Origin of the sequence: Nocardia iowensis (assembly GCF_019222765.1) — a bacterium.
GTDB lineage: Bacteria > Actinomycetota > Actinomycetes > Mycobacteriales > Mycobacteriaceae > Nocardia > Nocardia iowensis.
Genome location: NZ_CP078145.1, coordinates 2615544 through 2633549 on the forward strand (window position 1 = coordinate 2615544; position 18006 = coordinate 2633549).

Annotated in this window: 15 protein-coding genes; 7 read left to right on the forward strand and 8 right to left on the reverse strand. The window is 68.5% G+C overall.

Translation table 11 applies throughout. The annotated features are described in order from the left end of the window. Nucleotide 1 precedes the first annotated feature (1 nt). Together ilvA and KV110_RS12015 are read right to left on the reverse strand one after the other, a co-directional pair. The gene (ilvA, locus tag KV110_RS12010) at nucleotides 2-1357 is read right to left on the reverse strand and encodes a threonine ammonia-lyase IlvA (protein WP_218475948.1); all 1356 of its coding nucleotides are present in this window, start codon (nucleotides 1355-1357) and stop codon (nucleotides 2-4) included. A gap of 60 nt (nucleotides 1358-1417) precedes the next feature. Continuing rightward, nucleotides 1418-1852, reverse strand: coding sequence for a nitroreductase family deazaflavin-dependent oxidoreductase (locus KV110_RS12015; protein WP_218475949.1), 435 nt, complete (start codon nucleotides 1850-1852; stop codon nucleotides 1418-1420). Nucleotides 1853-1939: 87 nt separating this feature from the next. Here KV110_RS12015 and KV110_RS12020 point away from each other — a divergent pair, with 87 nt between their 5' ends. Next, complete coding sequence (locus KV110_RS12020) at nucleotides 1940-2170, forward strand: hypothetical protein (RefSeq protein ID WP_218475950.1); 231 nt, start codon at nucleotides 1940-1942, stop codon at nucleotides 2168-2170. Here KV110_RS12020 and KV110_RS12025 read toward each other — a convergent pair. Then, entirely contained in the window at nucleotides 2167-4857 is a 2691-nt protein-coding gene (locus KV110_RS12025) for a helix-turn-helix transcriptional regulator (RefSeq protein ID WP_218475952.1), read from the reverse strand. The two genes, KV110_RS12020 and KV110_RS12025, sit on opposite strands and share 4 nt — an antisense overlap. Nucleotides 4858-4977: 120 nt before the next feature. On the opposite strand from KV110_RS12025, the gene KV110_RS12030 reads away from it, so the two are divergent. Then, a complete protein-coding gene (locus KV110_RS12030) occupies nucleotides 4978-5589 on the forward strand; it encodes an MspA family porin (protein WP_246634482.1) in 612 nt (203 codons plus the stop codon). Between the two features lie 138 nt (nucleotides 5590-5727). Next, nucleotides 5728-6870: a DUF2235 domain-containing protein gene (locus KV110_RS12035; protein ID WP_218475954.1), complete on the forward strand. Its 1143-nt coding sequence runs from the start codon at nucleotides 5728-5730 to the stop codon at nucleotides 6868-6870. Here KV110_RS12035 and treY read toward each other — a convergent pair. From treY to KV110_RS12050, 3 genes are read right to left on the reverse strand one after another with little or no spacing between them, the layout of a single operon-like run. Next, entirely contained in the window at nucleotides 6856-9288 is a 2433-nt protein-coding gene (treY, locus tag KV110_RS12040) for a malto-oligosyltrehalose synthase (RefSeq protein WP_218475956.1), read from the reverse strand. The genes KV110_RS12035 and treY overlap by 15 nt on opposite strands. Nucleotides 9289-9299: 11 nt before the next feature. Next, the gene (gene glgX / locus KV110_RS12045; RefSeq protein ID WP_218475958.1) at nucleotides 9300-11420 is read right to left on the reverse strand and encodes a glycogen debranching protein GlgX; all 2121 of its coding nucleotides are present in this window, start codon (nucleotides 11418-11420) and stop codon (nucleotides 9300-9302) included. 58 nt (nucleotides 11421-11478) lie between these two features. After that, complete coding sequence (locus KV110_RS12050; protein WP_218475960.1) at nucleotides 11479-12027, reverse strand: cupin domain-containing protein; 549 nt, start codon at nucleotides 12025-12027, stop codon at nucleotides 11479-11481. A 36-nt stretch (nucleotides 12028-12063) separates the two neighbouring features. On the opposite strand from KV110_RS12050, the gene KV110_RS12055 reads away from it, so the two are divergent. Next, nucleotides 12064-12516, forward strand: a complete 453-nt coding sequence (locus tag KV110_RS12055; RefSeq protein WP_218475962.1) for a MarR family winged helix-turn-helix transcriptional regulator — start codon at nucleotides 12064-12066, stop codon at nucleotides 12514-12516. Between the two features lie 79 nt (nucleotides 12517-12595). On the opposite strand, the gene KV110_RS12060 is transcribed toward KV110_RS12055, so the two are convergent. Continuing rightward, complete coding sequence (locus tag KV110_RS12060; RefSeq protein ID WP_218475964.1) at nucleotides 12596-13540, reverse strand: bifunctional helix-turn-helix transcriptional regulator/GNAT family N-acetyltransferase; 945 nt, start codon at nucleotides 13538-13540, stop codon at nucleotides 12596-12598. Between the two features lie 169 nt (nucleotides 13541-13709). On the opposite strand from KV110_RS12060, the gene KV110_RS12065 reads away from it, so the two are divergent. The 3 genes from KV110_RS12065 (at nucleotide 13710) to bioD (ending at nucleotide 16930) form a co-directional block, all read left to right on the forward strand. Continuing rightward, nucleotides 13710-14987 (forward strand): adenosylmethionine--8-amino-7-oxononanoate transaminase, encoded by a 1278-nt coding sequence (locus KV110_RS12065; protein WP_218475966.1) that lies wholly within the window; start codon nucleotides 13710-13712, stop codon nucleotides 14985-14987. A 61-nt stretch (nucleotides 14988-15048) separates the two neighbouring features. Beyond that, nucleotides 15049-16203 carry an 8-amino-7-oxononanoate synthase gene (locus KV110_RS12070; RefSeq protein WP_218475968.1) on the forward strand — a complete coding sequence of 385 codons (1155 nt, stop codon included), beginning with the start codon at nucleotides 15049-15051 and terminating at the stop codon, nucleotides 16201-16203. Nucleotides 16204-16255: 52 nt separating this feature from the next. Continuing rightward, on the forward strand, nucleotides 16256-16930 hold the full coding sequence (bioD, locus tag KV110_RS12075; protein WP_218475970.1) for a dethiobiotin synthase: 675 nt from the start codon (nucleotides 16256-16258) through the stop codon (nucleotides 16928-16930). Nucleotides 16931-16946: 16 nt separating this feature from the next. On the opposite strand, the gene KV110_RS12080 is transcribed toward bioD, so the two are convergent. Continuing rightward, on the reverse strand, nucleotides 16947-17972 hold the full coding sequence (locus tag KV110_RS12080) for an ABC transporter substrate-binding protein (protein WP_218475971.1): 1026 nt from the start codon (nucleotides 17970-17972) through the stop codon (nucleotides 16947-16949). Nucleotides 17973-18006: the final 34 nt, after the last annotated feature.

The following is an 18006-nucleotide window of genomic DNA, read 5'->3' on the forward strand; positions in this document are numbered from 1 at the left end:
CTCAGGTCAGATAGCGGTACGCGGGCGAGCCCGGCTCCAACCGCTCGCACTGGATCGGCGACTCGTCCATCCGTACCAGCAACGGGCCCAACCCATCCGGGGTCCCGAGCTCGATACCGACCAGCGCCGAACCGGTTTCGCGGTTGTTCCGCTTGACGTACTCGAACATGGTGATGTCGTCGTCCGGCCCGAGCACCTCGTCCAGGAAGCGCCGCAGCGCGCCCGGCTCCTGCGGAAAGTCCACCAGGAAATAGTGTTTCAGGCCGCGATGCACCAGCGAGCGCTCGATGATCTCGCCGTAGCGCGACACATCGTTGTTGCCGCCGGAGACCAGACAGACCACCGTCGAGCCGGGCTCCACCGCGAGCTCGCTGAGCGCGGTGACCGCGAGCGCGCCCGCGGGTTCGGCGATGATGCCCTCGTTCTGGTACAGGTCGAGCATGGTCGTGCAGATCGCCCCCTCGTCGACCTGCATCATCCGGAAAGAGCTTGCGCCGCTGGGTGATTCGGTGGTGGTCAGTAACGGCAGCGAGGCGTGCGAGACCACCCGGCCGCCGAACTTGGCGATCGCCGCGAACGGCACCCGGCCGATCCGGCGCACCGCGGCACCGTCCACGAACGGATCGATTTCCGGCAGCGTCACCGGCCCGCCGGCCACCAGCGCCGCGGTCATCGAGGCCGCGCCGGCCGGTTCCACGCCGAGGATCGCGGTGCGCGGCGACCGATCCCGCAGGTAGGTGCCGACGCCGGCCAGGCAGCCGCCGCCGCCCACCGGAACAACGACCAGGTCGGGCGAGCCGCCGAGCTGCTCCAGGATCTCCGGCGCGATGGTGCCCTGCCCGGCCGCGGTGCGCGCGTCGTCGAACGGCGGCACCATGGTCGCGCCGGTGCGCTCGACATCGGCGGCGGCCGCCGCGGCGGCGGCATCGTAGGTTTCCCCGACGGCGATCAGCTGCACGAACTCGCCGCCGTGCACCCGGATCCGGTCGCGCTTCTGTTTGGGGGTGGTGGTCGGCACGTAGATGCGGCCCTTGATGCCCATCGCGTGGCAGGCGAATGCCACCCCCTGCGCGTGATTGCCCGCGCTGGCCGCGACCACGCCTGCGGCGCGCTCGCTCTCGGTCAACTGCATTACCAGGTTGTAGGCGCCGCGCAGCTTGTAGGAGCGGACCGCGGACAGGTCCTCGCGCTTGAGGTAGACGTTCGCGCCGGTGAGCCGCGATAGCCGCTCGCTGCGCTGCAGCGGAGTCGGCTCGATAATGTCGGCAATTCGCTTGGCGGCAGCGTCGATCTCGTCCGCGCTCAGCGCGGGACGAGAAGCGGACAGTGCGTCGATGACATCAAGCGGATTGGACACCCGAAATATGCTGCCACCCGCCGCGTCGGGCGGACGCGGCGGGTAGCAGTGACAGGCTGGTTATCGCGGGGTCAGCACGAAGACCGGGATCTGGCGATCGGTCTTCTTCGTGTACTCCACGTAGTCCGGCCAGACCTCGACGGCCCGGTCCCACCACAGCTGGCGCTCGTCACCGAAGACCTCGCGTGCGGTGTAATCCTTGACCACGGTGCCGTCGCGCAACTCGACGTGTGGATCGGCCTTGACGTTGTAGTACCAGACTGGGTTCTTCGGCGCGCCGCCCAACGAGGCGACCACCGCGTATTCCCCGTCGTGCTCCACCCGCATCAGCGGGGTCTTGCGCAGCTTGCCGGACTTCGCTCCCTTGGTGGTGAGCAGGATGACCGGTTTGCCCTGCATCGTGGTGCCCTTGGTGCCGCCGGAGTTCTCGATCGTCTCGACCTGCTCGCGGGCCATGGCGGACGCGCTCGGTTCGTACTCTCCTGTCAGTGGCATATCTGCGGAACGTCAGGCGGATCGGCTGTGTTCCCGGCAACACAAAGTTCGGTAGCCCGAACTTCGCAGTGCGTATATCCTTACTGGATGGCAGTTGTTCACCCGTCGGCCCGCTCCGCGACCATCGACATCGCGGGTAGTGCGTGGCCGGTCTACAAGCTGGAGGCGCTCGCCGCCGGGCTGGTGACCTGCCTGATCCTTGCCCTGATCACCGGTTCTCCGCAGACTGCGGTGCTGGTCGCGGCCGCGGTGGGCGCAACCCGCTGGCTGGTCGGAGTGGCCGTCGCGCGTCGCGCGGACGACCGGACCGGCCGCTAGTCGGCGTCGAGCGGCAAATCCGCGAGCTCACCTCGCGACAACACACCCAGCTTCGGATACGCCTTGTACAGGTGATGTCCGACCGTGCGCGGACTCAGGAACAGCTGTGCCGCGATATCCCGATTGGACATGCCCTGCGCGGCGAGCCGCACGATCTGTAGCTCCTGCGGCGTCAGCCTGGCCAGCACGCCGTGTGCGGGCTTGGCCGCCGTGCCGACGCCGAGCGCCCCGAGTTCGGTGCGGGTTCGCTCCGCCCACGGGCCCGCGTCGAGGCGTTCGAAGGTTTCCAGCGCGGGCGAGAGCTGGGTCCGCGCGTCCGCCTTGCGGCGATTGCGGCGCAACCATTCGCCGTACAGCAGTTGGGTTCTCGCCTGTTCGAACGGACGGCCGCCGAGCCGCAGCGCCGTGCGGAAATGCTGTTCGGCCTCGACGTCAGGGGCGGTGAGGGCGCGGCAGCGGGCGGCAAGCGCCTCGATCCAGTCCTGTCGTGCGCTCGCGGCCCACTCGGTCAGCCGGTCGAGCGCGTCGCCCGCACGGTTCGGGTCGCCGAGCCGGACCGCCGCCTCGATCAGCTCGGGCAGCGCGCGGAGCCCGCCCACCTGGTGACGCGCGGGTTCCACGGTGAGCAGTTCCAGTCGGGCCAGCGCGCTGTCGACCTTGCCGAGCCCCAGGTCCAGCAGACCGAGAGCGAGCTGAGTCCAGGTAGCACCGGGCGCCGCCCCGCCGCCGAACTCCTCGGCTAGTGCTCGCTCGACCATTTCCCGGCATTCCTGCGCTCGCCCTTCCAACGCGGCCAGATACGCCAGGAACGCCGACAGCTGGCTGATCCACTGGCTGTGCCCGAGGTCGGTGGCGATCCGCAGTCCTTCGGTCGCGGCGACGCGGCCCTCGCCAGGCCGACCGAGGAATGCCTCGGCCTCGGCGCGGAAGAACAGCAGCGTGGGCAGCAGCGCGATCCTGCCTTGCTCGCGGCATTCGGCGATGAGCTCGGCCGCCAGCTCGGCGACCTGATCGTCCTGACCGACCACGAACCCCATCCCGCACATCTGCACCAGGTCTCGGGGACTGTCCGCGCCCGCGTCCCTGGCCGCGGCGGCGGCCACCCGCAGATCGATGGTGTACCTGCCGGTCATCGACGCGACCAGGCATCGCGCGATGGGCGCCATCGGATTGGTGTCGGGCAGCGATAGCGCCGTCAGCGCAGCACCGACTTCCGCCACTTCCGGCGCACCGAGATACCAAGCGGTGTGCACGGCCTGGATGAGGATGCGGGCCGCCCGCAACGGTTCGGACTCGCGCACCGCCGCCGCGGCGCCGAGCAACAGTCGATGCGCCGAAAGTGGCTTGCCCGCACCGAATTCCGCGACGCCACGGACCAGGTCGAGACGTGCAAGCACCAGCGGATCGGTCGTCTGGGCGGCCGCGCGTTCGGCCAGTTGCCTGGCCAGGTCGGGCAGGCCGGTCTCCCCGGCGGTCTCGGCGGCCAGCACCAGCCTGCGTACCCGGTCCGCCGCGTTGGTGCTCAGCCCGGCGGCGCGCTCGTAGGCCGCGACCGCGCCGTGGTATCCGCTGCGCTGGCGTACCCGGTCGGCGGTGTCCTCCAGGGCGGCCGCGGTGGTGTCGTCCGGGCCGGTCGCCGCCGAGGCCAGGTGCCAGGCGCGCAGGTCGGCGTCCTCGGGCGCGGTGAGTGCCTCGGCGAGGGCGCGGTGCACGGCGAGGCGCTGGGCCAGCGGCGCACCCTGGTAGACCGCCGAGCGCAACAGCGGATGCCGGAAGGTCAGTGTCCGCCCGTCGCTGTGCACCAGCCCAGCGTCTTCGGCGGGTTGCAGATCGGGCAGGTGCGCGTCGAGGTCGGCACCAGCACGCAGCACGGTGGCGAGTTCGGCGGTGCTCGCGGCGGCGGCGACCAGCAGCAGCAATCGGGTGCGCGCGGGCAGCCTGCTCGACTGACCGTGGAAGGCGACCTGGAGTCGTTGGGTCAGCGGCAGCGGATTCGGCCCCGCCCCAGGCGATTCCGCCGCGAGCACGGCGGGCAGTTCCCGCAAGGCCAGTGGATTGCCACCCGCCTCGCTGAGCAGCCGATATCGCAGCACCGGCGACAGGTCCGGGTCCCGACTGTCCACCATGGCGGCGGCCGCCTCCTGCGGCAGCCCGGTCAGGATCAGCTCGGGCAGACCGGGTGCGGGAAAGTCGTCCGCGCCCGGCCGGCTCGCGAAAATCATCACCACGCCTTCCGAGTCGAGGCGTCGCGCCGCGAACAGCAGGGTTTCCGCGGTCGCCCGGTCGAGCCAGTGCGCGTCATCGATCACGCAGAGCAGCGGCCCGTCGGCCGCCTCCTCGGCCAGCAACGACAGCACGGCCAGGCCGATCAGCATGCGATCGCCCGGATCCTGTTGGGCCAGACCGAAAGCGCCGCGCAACGCCGCGCGCTGTCGCTCGGGCAGCGTGTCCAGCAGTGCCATGCCGGGACGTACCAGCAGATGCAGTCCGGCGAACGGCAATTCGGCCTCGGACTCGATGCCAGCGCTGCGCACCGTCGGAACGCCTTGGGCGGCGGCATAATCCAGCAGCGCCGTCTTGCCGATGCCCGGTTCGCCGCGCAGCACCAGCGCGCTGCTCCGGCCGTCCCTGGCCGCCGCGAGAAGCCGATCGATGTGTGCTTGTTCGGCTGCGCGTCCATGGAGCATTCCCACACCGTAGCGGTCTGCTGGACAAACGTTCAGCCCTTGCCGGGGCAGCGATCGCTTCGCGGCCCGCGTCGTGTCGTAAGCCGGATGTATAGCGATCGGCTACTAAGGTTCGAGACTATGGCGTCGAACGGGAAAAGGGCGGTCAAGGCACTGGCGGGCGTCGTCATGGCCTATGCGTCCGTGGTTGCCTTCGCGCCAGCGGTGGACGCCGAGATCATCAGCATGCCGCCGCACGAGAAGTCGTTCGTCCCGCCGGGCGGCGGCGGGAAGAAGTTCACCGTCGGCAGCAGGGACGAGTACATCAACCGGCTGCCGCCGTTGAACTTCATGGGGACCACCAGGGAAGCGCTGGTCAGTTCGATCGCCTACGGCCGGGTCGATGGTGCGACCGCGGGCAAGGTCAGGATCGGTTACCACGTCGGCTGCGCGGTGACCATCGGCGCCACCACGCTCGGCGCGACACCCGACGTCATCATCAGCCAGACGCCCGCCTTCAACCCGGACCCGGTCGCCACCCTGAACCTCGCCCCCGGCGACGTCGGCGAGGTCGCGATCGCGGAAAAGGAGATGGTGCCGGGCAAGCTGGTCTACCTCAGCTTCCGCGATTTCCACATCAAGGTGAACTCCTGCACCGGCCCGGTCACCATCCGGCAGTACGCCTACGTCGATTTCAAATCGCCGGAGGTCGACGATTCCGGGGCCGTGTTCGGCGATCCGACCTGGCTGTAAGCGTTCCCGTCCGGCCCGCACCGGAGCAGCTACCTGTTGAAATAGGCGTTTTTCATTAACGTCGGCCCGTGCGTGCTCGATGATTCGAGTAGTCGAGTACGCGGGTTTCAGCAGGATTCCGGCGGGAGGATGGGGGCCATGAAACGCCTGGTCGTGTGTTGTGACGGCACCTGGAAAGCAGAGTCGAGCAGCACGGTATCGAACATCATCAAGATCGCGCAGACGATCCGGTTCGACGCGCCCGGTCCGACGGGGGAGATGATCCAGCAGTGGGTCACCTATGTTTCCGGGCCCGGTGCCCGCGGCTTCCTCGCCGACCGGCTGATGGGGGGCGCGTTCGGGCTCGGACTCGAGGCGAATCTGTCGTCCGCGTACTGGCACCTGGCCCTGAACTGGGAGCCGGGCGACCAGATCTACATCTTCGGCTTCAGCCGCGGCGCGTTCACCGCGCGCAGCCTGGCCGGTCTGATCGACCGCATCGGGATCCTCACGCCGGAGGCCATGATCGGCGGGAAGTATCCGGAAGCACTGGCGATCCATCAGGAGGTGCCACCGGCCGACGGCACGATCCCGCAGCGGTGGACCGACTTCCGCAAAGAAAATTGTCACCAGGACGTCCCCAAGATCGACTTCCTTGGTGTCTTCGACACCGTCGGCGCGCTCGGCGTGCCCGGGGTGACCTCGCTGCGGTACAAGTTCCACGACGTCAAGCTCGCGCCGACCGTGCACTGCGCCCGGCAGGCGCTGGCCATCGACGAGCGGCGGCGCAATTTCGAGCCGTGCCTCTGGGAGGTGCCGGTGGAAACGAAGGTGAAGTACCGCAGGGGATTCCAGCGGGTCAAGCAGGTGTGGTTCGAGGGGGTGCACAGCGATATTGGTGGCGGATACCAGGAATGCGGGCTCTCCGACATCACGCTGCACTGGATGGTGCGCGAGGCCGAGTCGGTCGGGCTCGCCTTCGACCGGGAGCGGTTGGAGCAGCTGTCCGAGGGCTGTAAGGCCTGGGGCGATAAGCACATGCTTCGGCATCCCTCGCTCGGCGTCGGCTACCGCGTCCTGAACCTGCTGCGCACCATGCGCAATCCGCGCAGCCAGCGGTTCTACCTGGACTCCTGGCGGCAGCTGGCCAACGGGCACGAGCAGGGCGTCCGACTGGCCTCGCTGGTCAACGAGGCCGACGACTACGATCCGCCGAACCTGCAACGGTGGCGCGAGCGGCTCGGCGGCATGTTCCCCGAGGAGCTGCTCGAGAAGGTCAGCCGGGTCTCAGCGCACCAGTAGGGCGACGGGCAGCCGAGCGAACAGCTTCTCCAGCCGAGCCCGGCCCTGGAAAGTGTGCCCGGTGAGCCGGTCCGTCCAGTTGCCCTGCGGGAGATCGAGAGTCGTATCACCCCAGCCGGTTTCGGCGAGACCGACGCTGTGTCGGGTGGCCGCGACGATCACCTCCGGGGCCGCACCGAGGCGGCCCCGGGCGTAGGACACCAACCTGCTCGCCTGCTCGCCAGTGGCGAACAGCGGCAGGTAGGTGCCGCCGACAAAGCAGTCGGGGCGCTCCCGGCGCAGCCATAGCGCGTACGCGACGATCCACATCTTCGCCGCGCCGGTGGTGTCCAAAGCGGGTGTGCCGGTGAGTGATTGCAGCATGCCCGCGCGCACCGCGAAGTCCACCGGGCGGCGGTTGTCGGGATCGACAAGGGTGTCTTCCCACAGCTCGCAGCCCTGGTAGATGTCCGGGATGCCGGGTCCGCAGAGTTGGAGCAACTTCTGCGACAACGCGTCCGACCACGCGTGCGGGGCCAGCTCGTGCACCAGGTCGCCGAGCTCGGAGCCGACCGGGCCGTCGATCACCGCGTCGATCCAGCTGTGCACGGCGGACTCGAAGTCGGCATCCGGTTCCTCCCAGGAGGTTTTGGTGCCTGCCTCGCGAATCGACTTCTCGGCGAACAAATGCAGCCGTTCCCGCAAGCCGGGGACCGAGGCGGCTGGACGGCCGTCGGCGGGCCACACCCCGAACATGTTCTGCAACAAGAACAATGTGGTGGCACCGTCCGGTCCCGGCGTGGTCTCCTCCCAGGATTCGACACTCTGCGCCCAGGTGTCGGCCGCCTGGGAGAGCACGCCGATGCGGGCGCGCACATCTTCGCCGCGCTTGGTGTCGTGGGTGGACAGGGTGGTCATGGTGGCGGGCCAGCGCTGCGCGCGTTCACTGTTGGACAGGTGGAACTCGTTGAGCGAGTGGCCGAACCGGGCCGGGTTGCCGCCGACCTCCTGCAAGGAGACCAGCCGGGCGGCCTGATAGAACATGGTGTCCTCGACCGCCTTCGCGGTGACCGCGCCGCAGACCTGGCTGAACCGCACCGCGGCCTCGCCGTCCGAGGCGAGCGCGGTGACCAGCACCGCCAGCGGGGCGGTGAGTTCGCTGTTGCGCTTTTCCACCTCGGCGATGACAGCGCCGATCATATTGGCCAGCGGCGCGTAGTCGGCCCGATACACCGGCATGAAGGCGAGCACCTCGATGGTGGCGTTGGTCATCGCCATGGTGTCGAAGCTCGCCGCGGCGGCGTCCCGCTTGATCGCCGCGACCAGGCGGCGGACCTCGGGCGCCAGAATGCTTTCCGCGACCGCCCGCTTGATCCGGTGTTCGGTCTCGCCGATCCAGGCGCGGTCGCTGCCGTGACCGGCCACCTTCTTCGACAGCTCGGTCAGCGCTTGCTCGCCGTCCGGGTCGATGAGCACGCCGCCGAAGTCGGCGAGCGCGTCGTAGCCGGTGGTGCCGTCGACCGGCAGCGTCGCGTCCAGCGGCTCCCGGTTGGCCAGGATCTTCTCCACCAGCAGCAGCCGGTGCGGGCCGATCAGCCTGCGCACCCGCGCGAGATAGGCTGCGGGATAGGACAATCCGTCCGGGTGGTCGATCCGCACGCCGTCGATGAGGTCGTGCTCGCACCAGGCGGCGAGTTCGCGATGGGTCGCCTCGAAGACCTCAGGGTCCTCCTGGCGGATCGCGGCGAGGCTGCTGACCGCGAAGAACCGGCGGTAGGTGCACACGCCCGCCTTCCAGCTCACCAGGCGATAGTGCTGCTTGTCGTGGATGCGCAGCGCGTTGTCGCCGTCGGTGCCCGGTGCGATGGGGAAACGCAGATCATGCAGCGCCAGCATGGGTTCCGGGCCGGACCGGTCGACGGTGAGCGCCGCTGGGTCGTTGTCGCTCTGCAGGACCGGAAGGGCCAGTCGCCCGCCCGCGCCGTTGCCCGGGCTCCAGTCGATGTCGAAGTAGTGCGCGAACGCGGAATCGCGGCCGTTGCGCAGCACATCCCACCACCACGGGTTCTGCCGCGGATCGGCCACCCCGACGTGGTTGGGCACCAGGTCGACGAGCAAACCCATACCGCGACTGCGCACTTCGTCGGACAGCGCCTTGAGGCCGAGGGGGCCGCCGAGCGCGGCCGACACCGTGGTGGGGTCGGTGACGTCGTAGCCGTGCGTGGAACCGTGCGTCGCGGTGAGGATCGGTGACAGGTACAGGTGCGAAATGCCCAGCTGCTGTAGGTATTCGGCGATCGCGCGGGCGTCGCCGAAGGTCAGCGTGTCGGGGCGCAGCTGGAGCCGGTAGGTGCTGCGGATCGTCGTCGGCCTGGCCGGGGTGCGGCGCAGCGAGAGCGGGTCGGTCACGTGCGTCTCGGTGGGTTCCGGTGTAGTCATGGGCGTTCGGGTCATCCGGCGTGACGGAGGACGAGCAGGCAACGGGATTCGACCGGGATCGTGGCCGCCGCGGGGTAACTCGCGTCGGCCGAACCGGTCGGGGTCGAGCAGTCCAGCGCGACAGTCCATGCCAAGCCGTAATCGGTGCCGGGCAACGTGAAGTCCATCGCCTCGTCATGGGCGTTGAAGCACAGCAGGAACGAGTCGTCGGTGATCCGCTCGCCGCGTGGGCCGGGTTCGTGGATGCCTTTACCGTTGAGGAACACGGTCAGCGACTTGCCGAAGCCGCTGTCCCAGTCCGCGGTGGTCATCTCCGCGCCCTCGGGCGTGAGCCAGGCGATGTCGCGCGCGCGGTCCTTGGACCGCACCGGCCTGCCGTCGAGGAAGCGGCGGCGCCGGAAGATGGGATGCTCGGTCCGCAACGCGATCACGGTGCGGGTGAATTCGAGCAGGTCCGAATTCTCTTCCATCAGTGACCAATCCATCCAGGCCAGCGGGGAGTCCTGACAGTACACATTGTTGTTGCCGTGCTGGGTGCGGCCCATTTCGTCGCCGTGCGCGAGCATCGGCACGCCCTGGCTGAGCACCAGCGTGGCCAGCAGGTTGCGGCTCTGCCTGGCCCGCAGCGCGAGGATGTCCGGGTCGTCGGTGGGGCCTTCGACGCCGCAGTTCCACGATCGGTTCCAGCTCTCCCCGTCGCGGTTGTCCTCGCCGTTCGCCTCGTTGTGTTTCTCGTTGTAGGACACCAGGTCCCGCAGCGTGAAGCCGTCGTGCGCGGTGATGAAGTTGATGCTCGCGCTCGGCCTGCGCCCGGTGGCCTCGTACAGATCCGAGGAGCCGGTAAGCCGAGAGGCGAACTCGCCCAAGGTCGCGGGCTCGCCGCGCCAGTAGTCGCGCACGGTGTCGCGGTATTTGCCGTTCCACTCGGTCCACAGTCCGGGGAAGTTGCCGACCTGGTATCCGCCCTCGCCGACGTCCCACGGCTCCGCGATCAGCTTCACCTGGCTGACCACCGGATCCTGTTGCACCAGATCGAAGAACGTGGACAGCCGATCGACGTCGTGCAGCTCGCGGGCCAGCGTCGCGGCCAGGTCGAAGCGGAAACCGTCGACGTGCATGTCCAGGACCCAGTAGCGCAGCGAGTCCATGATCAGCTGCAGCGTGTGCGGGTGGCGCACGTTCAGGCTGTTGCCGGTGCCGGTGTAATCCATGTAGTGCGACGGATCATCGTCGAGCAGGCGGTAGTAGGCGGCGTTGTCGATGCCGCGGAAGCTGATGGTCGGACCGCGGTGATTGCCCTCGGCGGTGTGGTTGTAGACCACGTCGAGGATCACCTCGATGCCCTCGGCGTGCAGTGCGCGCACCATCGCCTTGAACTCGGTCACCGCGGAGTCGGCGCGTTTGATGGCGGCGTACTCGTTGTGCGGGGCGAGGTAGCCGAAACTGTTGTAGCCCCAGTAGTTTCGCAGTCCCTGGTCCAGCAGCACGCTGTCGTGCAGGAACTGGTGCACCGGCATCAGCTCGATCGCGGTGACGCCCAAGCCTTTCAAATGTTCGATGATGGCCGGGTGCGCGATGCCGGAGTAGGTGCCGCGCAACTCGTCCGGGACGTCGGGATGGGTGGCGGTCATGCCCTTGACGTGCGCCTCGTAGATCACGGTCTCGTGGTACGGCCGGTTCGGCGCGCGGTCGGTGCCCCAATCGAAGTACGGGTTGATCACCACGCCCGCCATGGTGTGGCCGAGGGAATCCAGGCCGTGCGTGTACAGCGACGGGTGATTGTCGAATTCGCCGTCGAACGCCTTGCCGTACGGGTCGAGCAATAGTTTGCTCGGATCGCAACGTAAGCCGTGCTCCGGGTCGTAAGGACCGTGCACGCGGAATCCGTAGCGCTGACCGGGCCCGACCGCGGGCAGGTAGGCATGCCAGACATACCCGTCCACCTCGTCGAGCGGAATCCGGGATTCGGTGCCGTCCCTGGCGATCAGGCACAAATCGACGGCGTCGGCAACCTCGGAGAACACCGAGAAGTTGGTGCCTGCCCCGTCGTAGGTCGCACCCAGCGGATAGGCGGTGCCGGGCCACACACCCAGTGGTGTCGCGTCACCGGACGCTGCGTCGGGCTGAGCCATAGCAATGACATTAGCGGCAGCGGCGTTTTACTCGGCGCGGACGGTTGCGACCGGTAGGTCAACGGGGGCCGGGTGGGGTTTCCAGCCAGCGCCGCCGGTAGCCGAGCCGGACGGCCAAGCGGGCCAGCCCACCCAACACGGCGCGCTGCGCCCAGCGTGGGATCCCGGCAAGGTAGCCGTCCTGGTAATCCCACAGCAATGCCAGGGCGAGTGGGTCACGTGGCACCCGGGACCGGGTGGTCTTGCCCGCTGTGTCCAGGTTGTGCCAGAGCTGGAACATCTCCCAGTGCCGCAGCGGCGGCCGGATCTCATGGTCGAACGCGGTGTCGGCGGCTTCGCTCCAGAACTCGTGCACGGTGCCCGCGGGCGCGGTCACGGTGTCGCCGGGGTTCGCGATGTGCTCGACGCCGTCGATCCGGTAGCGAGTGCGTCCATGGCGGACGGTCCACCGCTCGGTGAGCACGGGATGCACATGCGGGCCTGCCTGACGCTCGGCCTTCGGCAGCGTATGGCGCAGTCGGAGGTAGGGACCCTGCTCGTCCTCGCCGCGGGCGACGAGGGTGACCTGGTGCCCGTTGCGGAAGGTGAGGGTCGTGTTGTCTGCCATCTTTCAATATATAAAGGTAACCTTCATAATGTGTCAATGGTTGATTCGAATGCCACTTTGCTGAAACTGCTGAGCCGGGCGACTGCCGCCTACGAGCGCACACTGAACCGGGAACTGCGCGCCCGCCTCGACGACCAGCTCCGCCCGGCGCATTACGCCGTCTTCCGCCACCTCGACCCGGCGGGTTCGCGGATCAGCGCGCTGGCCGAGACGGCGGGGATGACGCAGCAGTCGATGGGGGAGTTGGTGGCTCATCTGGAGCGCTGTGGCCTGGTCGAACGGCAGGTCGACCCGGTCGACCGGCGGGCCAGGCTGGTCGTGCTCACCGACCGCGGTAGAGCCGCGCTCGACGTTGCGGCGCAACGGATTCGGAGCATCGAGCAGATGATCGCCGACGCGTTGGGTGAGCGCGGGCTCGGCGACTTGCGACGGGCATTGGCTCTGGTGGACGAGGCGCTGGCGGCAGAATCCACGGCCGCCGCCGATTGAGCGCGCGATTCTGGTGTGGACGGCTCCGCTCCGCCTGTGGCGCAGTCTCTTTCGATGCGCTGAGCGGTTCCCTGACGCCTCAGTCGGCCGACCCGAGTGATCGCCGCCAGGTCTGGCCGATGAGATCCGCGCCCCAGCTGTGGTGCGGGCTCTCCTCGACGATTTCGAAACCGGCGCGCTGGTAGATGTGCCTGGCCGCGGTGAGCACGTCGTTGGTCCACAGCACTATCTCCCGGTAGCCGGCCGCGGTGGCGAAGCGCAGACACTCATCGACCAGCGCGGACCCGACGCCGAGGCCCCGGGCCGTTGGCTCGACCAGCAGCAGGCGCAGCCGCGCGGTGGTGTCGTTTTCGGCGACGCAGAAGATGCTGCCGACCGGTTCGCCGCCGGATTCGGCGATCCAGGCGCGCTCGCGTTGCTCGTCGTGCCTGTTGAGATAGTCGGCGACGATGCGGACGATCAGCTTCTCATAGGTTCCGTCCCAACCGTATTCGTCGGTGTAAAGCCGGGCGTGCCGCTCGATCACCCAGCCGTAGTCGCCCGGCTTCGGGTCCCGGATGACGAACGGGGGCGCGGCCACCGCGTTGACGGGATGGTCCAGGATCTGCTGGATGGTCCGCATGGCGGTGACCAGCCTGGCCCGGGTGGCGGGTGGTTTGGCGTTGAGCAGGTAGCTGATTTCGTCGCTGGCGCGCTGGTCGAGCACGGCGAATATTTCCTTGCCTCGGGTGGTGAGCCGAACCTCTTGGCGGCGGCCGTCGCTGTCGGAGCGGTTGCGCTGCACCAGGCCCGCGTTCTCGAAGCGCGCCAGGATGCGGCTGAGGTATCCGGCGTCGAGATCCAGTGTCTGCCGCAGGGTTACCACCTCGACGGTGCCGGAGTTGGCCAGCTCGAACAGGATTCGCACCTCGGTCAGCGAGTACTCGCTGTCCAGCAGCCCTTCTCGGAGGGTGCCGATGACCTTGGTGTAGCGGCGGTTGAATTCCCGGACTGCGGCGACATCCGTGGCGGCGACAGTGGTCACGAGGGCTCCGTTCGGCGTTAATCGTTGACTTAGTCAAAGAATAACCTCGGATGGTTGCCGAGCAACAGAAATTGCCGCAGCTCACTTGAGATCCAGCTCCAGTGGTAACTTGAACGCCGTTCAAGCCCGCTGGCTACGCCGGGGCCGTCGCTCGACCGCAAGGATTCCTGTGGCACTGACCCTTGACGAGATCACCGCCATTGATGCCAAGCATGTGTGGCACCCCTACGGCGGGTTTCCCGCGACCACCGAGCCGCTGGTGGTCGCCGAAGCCGCCGGTACCCGGCTCACCCTTGCCGACGGCCGCGAACTGATCGACGGCATGAGCTCCTGGTGGGCCGCCATCCATGGCTACCGGCACCCGGTGCTGGATGCCGCGCTGGTGGCGCAAGCGCAGCGGATGAGCCATGTGATGTTCGGCGGGCTCACCCATGAACCCGCCGCGCGCCTGGCCGAGCTGCTGGTCGAGCTCACGCCCGCCGGTCTGGACAAGGTGTTCCTGTGCGACTCGGGCTCGGTGTCGATCGAGGTCGCCGTGAAGATGTGCCTGCAGTACTGGCGCTGCCACGACAAGCCCGCCAAGCGGCGGCTGCTCACCTGGCGCGGTGGCTATCACGGCGACACGTTCACCCCGATGAGCGTGTGCGACCCGACCGGCGGCATGCACTCGCTGTGGACCGACGTGCTGGTCGACCAACTCTTCGCGCCGATGCCGCCGCGCGACTATCGGCCCGAGTATGTGGCGGAGCTGGAGCGCATGATCAGCGCCAACGCCGACGAACTCGCGGCCGTCATCGTGGAGCCCGTGGTGCAGGGCGCGGGCGGGATGCGCTGGCATCACCCGCGCTATCTGACCGATCTGCGCAGGCTGTGCGACGAGCACGGTGTGCTGCTCGTCCTCGATGAGATCGCGACCGGATTCGGCCGCACCGGAACGTTTTTCGCGGCCGATCAGGTCGGCGTTAGCCCGGACGTGATGTGCGTCGGCAAAGCGTTGACCGGGGGCTACCTCACCCTGGCCGCCGCACTGTGCACCGCGCTGATCGCCGAGACGATCAGCGCGGGACACGGCGGGTTGATGCACGGGCCCACCTTCATGGGCAACCCGCTGGCCTGCGCGGTCGCGGTGGCCTCGATCGAACTGCTGCGGTCGGGCGACTGGCGCGGCGACGTGGCGCGGATCGAATCCGAGTTGGAAGCGGGACTCGCTCCGATGCGTGACCGGTCCGGTGTCGTCGAAGCGCGGGTGCTCGGCGCGATCGGGGTGATCGAGCTCGACCGGCCGGTGGATATGCGGACCGCGACCGATGCCGCCATCGGCGCGGGGGTGTGGCTGCGGCCGTTCCGGAATCTCGTGTACACCATGCCGCCGTTCATCAGCACCGCCGAGGAGGTCGCGGCGATCACCGCGGGGATGCGGGCGGCCGTCGCGGCGCAGACGGTCTGAGCTCGGGCGCAGGCGGTCTTGTGTGTACTTCTTGAACGGCGTTCAAGTATGCTGCGGAGCTGTGACTACCGATCCATTGAGTTGGTTGGACGAGCGCGCGTCCGCGCGGGTGGCCGCCGGGCTGCGCCGTGAACTACGCCCCCGGCCCGCGCGGTCGCCGTCGATCGACCTCGCCTCCAACGACTACCTCGGGCTGGTCCGCCATCCCGAGGTGATCGAGGGCGCCATCGAAGCGGTGCGGCGGTGGGGTGCCGGATCGACCGGTTCGCGGCTCGTCACCGGCACCACCGTCGAACACGAGTTGCTGGAAGCCGAACTGGCCGAATTCGTCGGCGCCGAGGCAGGACTCGTCTTCGCCTCCGGGTACGCCGCCAACCTCGGCGCGGTCACCGCGCTCGCCGGGCGCGGAGCCCTGGTGGTCTCCGACGCGGGCAGCCACGCGTCACTGGTCGACGCGTGCAGGCTGTCGCGGGCCAGGGTGGAGATCGCCGGGCACGGCGATGTCGACGCCGTCGACCGCCTGCTGGCCTCGCGTACCGAGGAACGGGCGCTGGTGCTCACCGATTCGGTGTTCAGTGCCGACGGGGATCTCGCACCGCTCGCCGAGCTGCACCGGGTCACCCGGGCGCGTGGTGCGGTGCTGATCGTGGACGAAGCGCACGGGCTTGGTGTGCGTGGCGCGGGCGGGCGCGGACTGGTACACGAGCTCGGGCTGGCCGGTGAGCCGGACCTGGTGATCACCGCGACGCTGTCGAAATCCCTTGCCGCGCAGGGTGGAGTCGTGCTCGCCGATGGACGGGTGCGGGCGCACCTGATCGACGCCGCGCGCACCTTCATCTTCGACACCGGCCTCGCGCCCGCCGCCGTCGGTGCGGCGCGGGCGGCGCTGCGGGTGCTGCGGCGCGAACCCCACCTGGCGGGCCGGGTACTGCAGCGTGCCGCCGACATCGCGCGCATTGCCGCTGTGCCCGCACCGGATTCGGCGGTGGTATCGGTCGTGCTCGGCAAGGCGCAGGTCGCCTACGACGCGGCCCAGGCATGCCGGGCCCGCGGACTCGACGTCGGCTGCTTCCGGCCGCCGTCGGTGCCGGAGGGCACCTCCCGCTTGCGACTCACCGCCCGCGCGGACCTCAGCCCCGGTGAACTCGACACGATTGCAACGGTTCTCGGCGACGTGCTGGCCGAGGCCCGCGGATTGGACGTGGTGCGCGCGTGAGTATCGACGGAGCAATGATCGTAGGAACGGGCACGCCGCAGGTGGTGTCGGCATGAGCATCCTGTTGGTCACCGGAACATCCACGGATGTCGGCAAGACCGTCGTGACCGCGGCCGTCGCCGCCAGCGCACTGGCCGAAGGCAGGTCGGTCGCGGTATGCAAGCCGGGACAGACCGGTGTCGGGCCAGGTGAGCCGGGTGATCTCGCCGCTGTCGAACGGCTCAGTGGGGTCACCCGGACCGTCGAGCTCGCGCGCTACCCCGACCCGCTGGCCCCCGACACCGCCGCGCGCCGCGCCGGTCTGCCGGAGCTGACGCTGGCCGAAACCGCCGCTGGCATAGACGCACTCGCCGACGCCGACCTCACCCTGGTGGAGGGGGCGGGTGGCCTGCTGGTCCGGCTCGGTGATTTCACTCTGCTCGACCTCGCCCAAAAGCTCGGTGCTCCGGTCCTTCTGGTGACCGTCCCCGGCCTCGGCACCCTCAATCACACCGAATTGACCACCCGTGCATTGCAATCGGCGGGCGTCCACTGCGCGGGTCTGGTAATCGGCTCCTGGCCGAAGGCCCCCGACCTGGCCGCCGAATGCAACCGCATCGACCTACCCCGCGTCACCGGCGTAGACATCGTGGGGACCATCCCCGAAGGCGCCGGTTCCTGGCACCGCGATCACTTCACCGCCGCGGCTCCGAACTGGTTCGACCCCGCCTGGTCCCCTTTCGCCTGACCGGCGCGGGCGGCGGTCAGCGGACGGCGTCGTCGGTGCGCGGCTGGATGGTGGAGGCGGGCACCAGGTTCCAGGTTTCGAGTTGTCGGCGGATCTGTTCGGCGGCATCGATGTTGAGGGGTCCGCTGGTCCACATGGCGTAGGGGAGATTGAGGAAGCGGCCCTCGGTGACGGCGCGGAGTTGATTGATGCCGGGCTTGGCGCGCAGCAGCTCGAGCTTCTGAGCGAAGGTTTGCGGCGGGTAGTCGACGAACATGATGGCGTCGGGGTCGGCGGCGGCCAGCCGCTCCCAGGACACCCTGGTCCACGTGTCGGCCACGTCGTCGAGCGCGTTGCGGCCGCCTGCGGCAGCCAGGATCGCTTGGGGCGCACCGAAACTGCCGCTGGACATGAGGGAGTCGGTGGCGCTGTCGAACAGGAAGATGGTCGGCTTGCGCTCCGCTTGCGGTGCGGCGGTCAGCGCGGCCAGCCGTCGGTCCAGGTCGGCGGTGAGTTCGGTGGCCCGGTCGGCGTGGCCGGTGATAGCGCCGAGGTTGGTGAGGTCGGCGCGTAGTGCCGTCCACGGTTCGACGATGCCGCGCGGACGTTCGCCATTGCGCTGGCGGCAGCTCTCGGTAAGCGTGTATGCCGCGATACCGGCCTTGCTCAACGAGTCCGGTGTCAGGTTCTTGGCCTCGTCATAGCCGTAGTTCCAACCGGCGACCATCACGTCGGGTCCCTGTGCCAGCACCGTCTCCCGCGAAGGGTATTCGGGCGCAACGGTCTTCAGCTCATCGACGGCAGGCCCGTAGTGCCTGCGCAGCGTATCCGCATCCCGCTGCACACTCGACACCGCGACAACCTGCTCCTGCGCCCCGAGCGCGAGGACCATCGAGATCAGATTGCCGTCATTGACGAACAACCGCTTCGCGGGCGCCGGAAACCGCACATCCACTTCGCAATTCCGGATCGTGAGATCCCCGCCGCCCGCCTTATCCGCACTACACCCGGTCGCCGCGGCAGCCAGCGCAACCGCCACCAAAACTCGCAAAGTGTGCCTCATATTTCGCCTCTCATGGTGTTCAACAGTTCGAGTA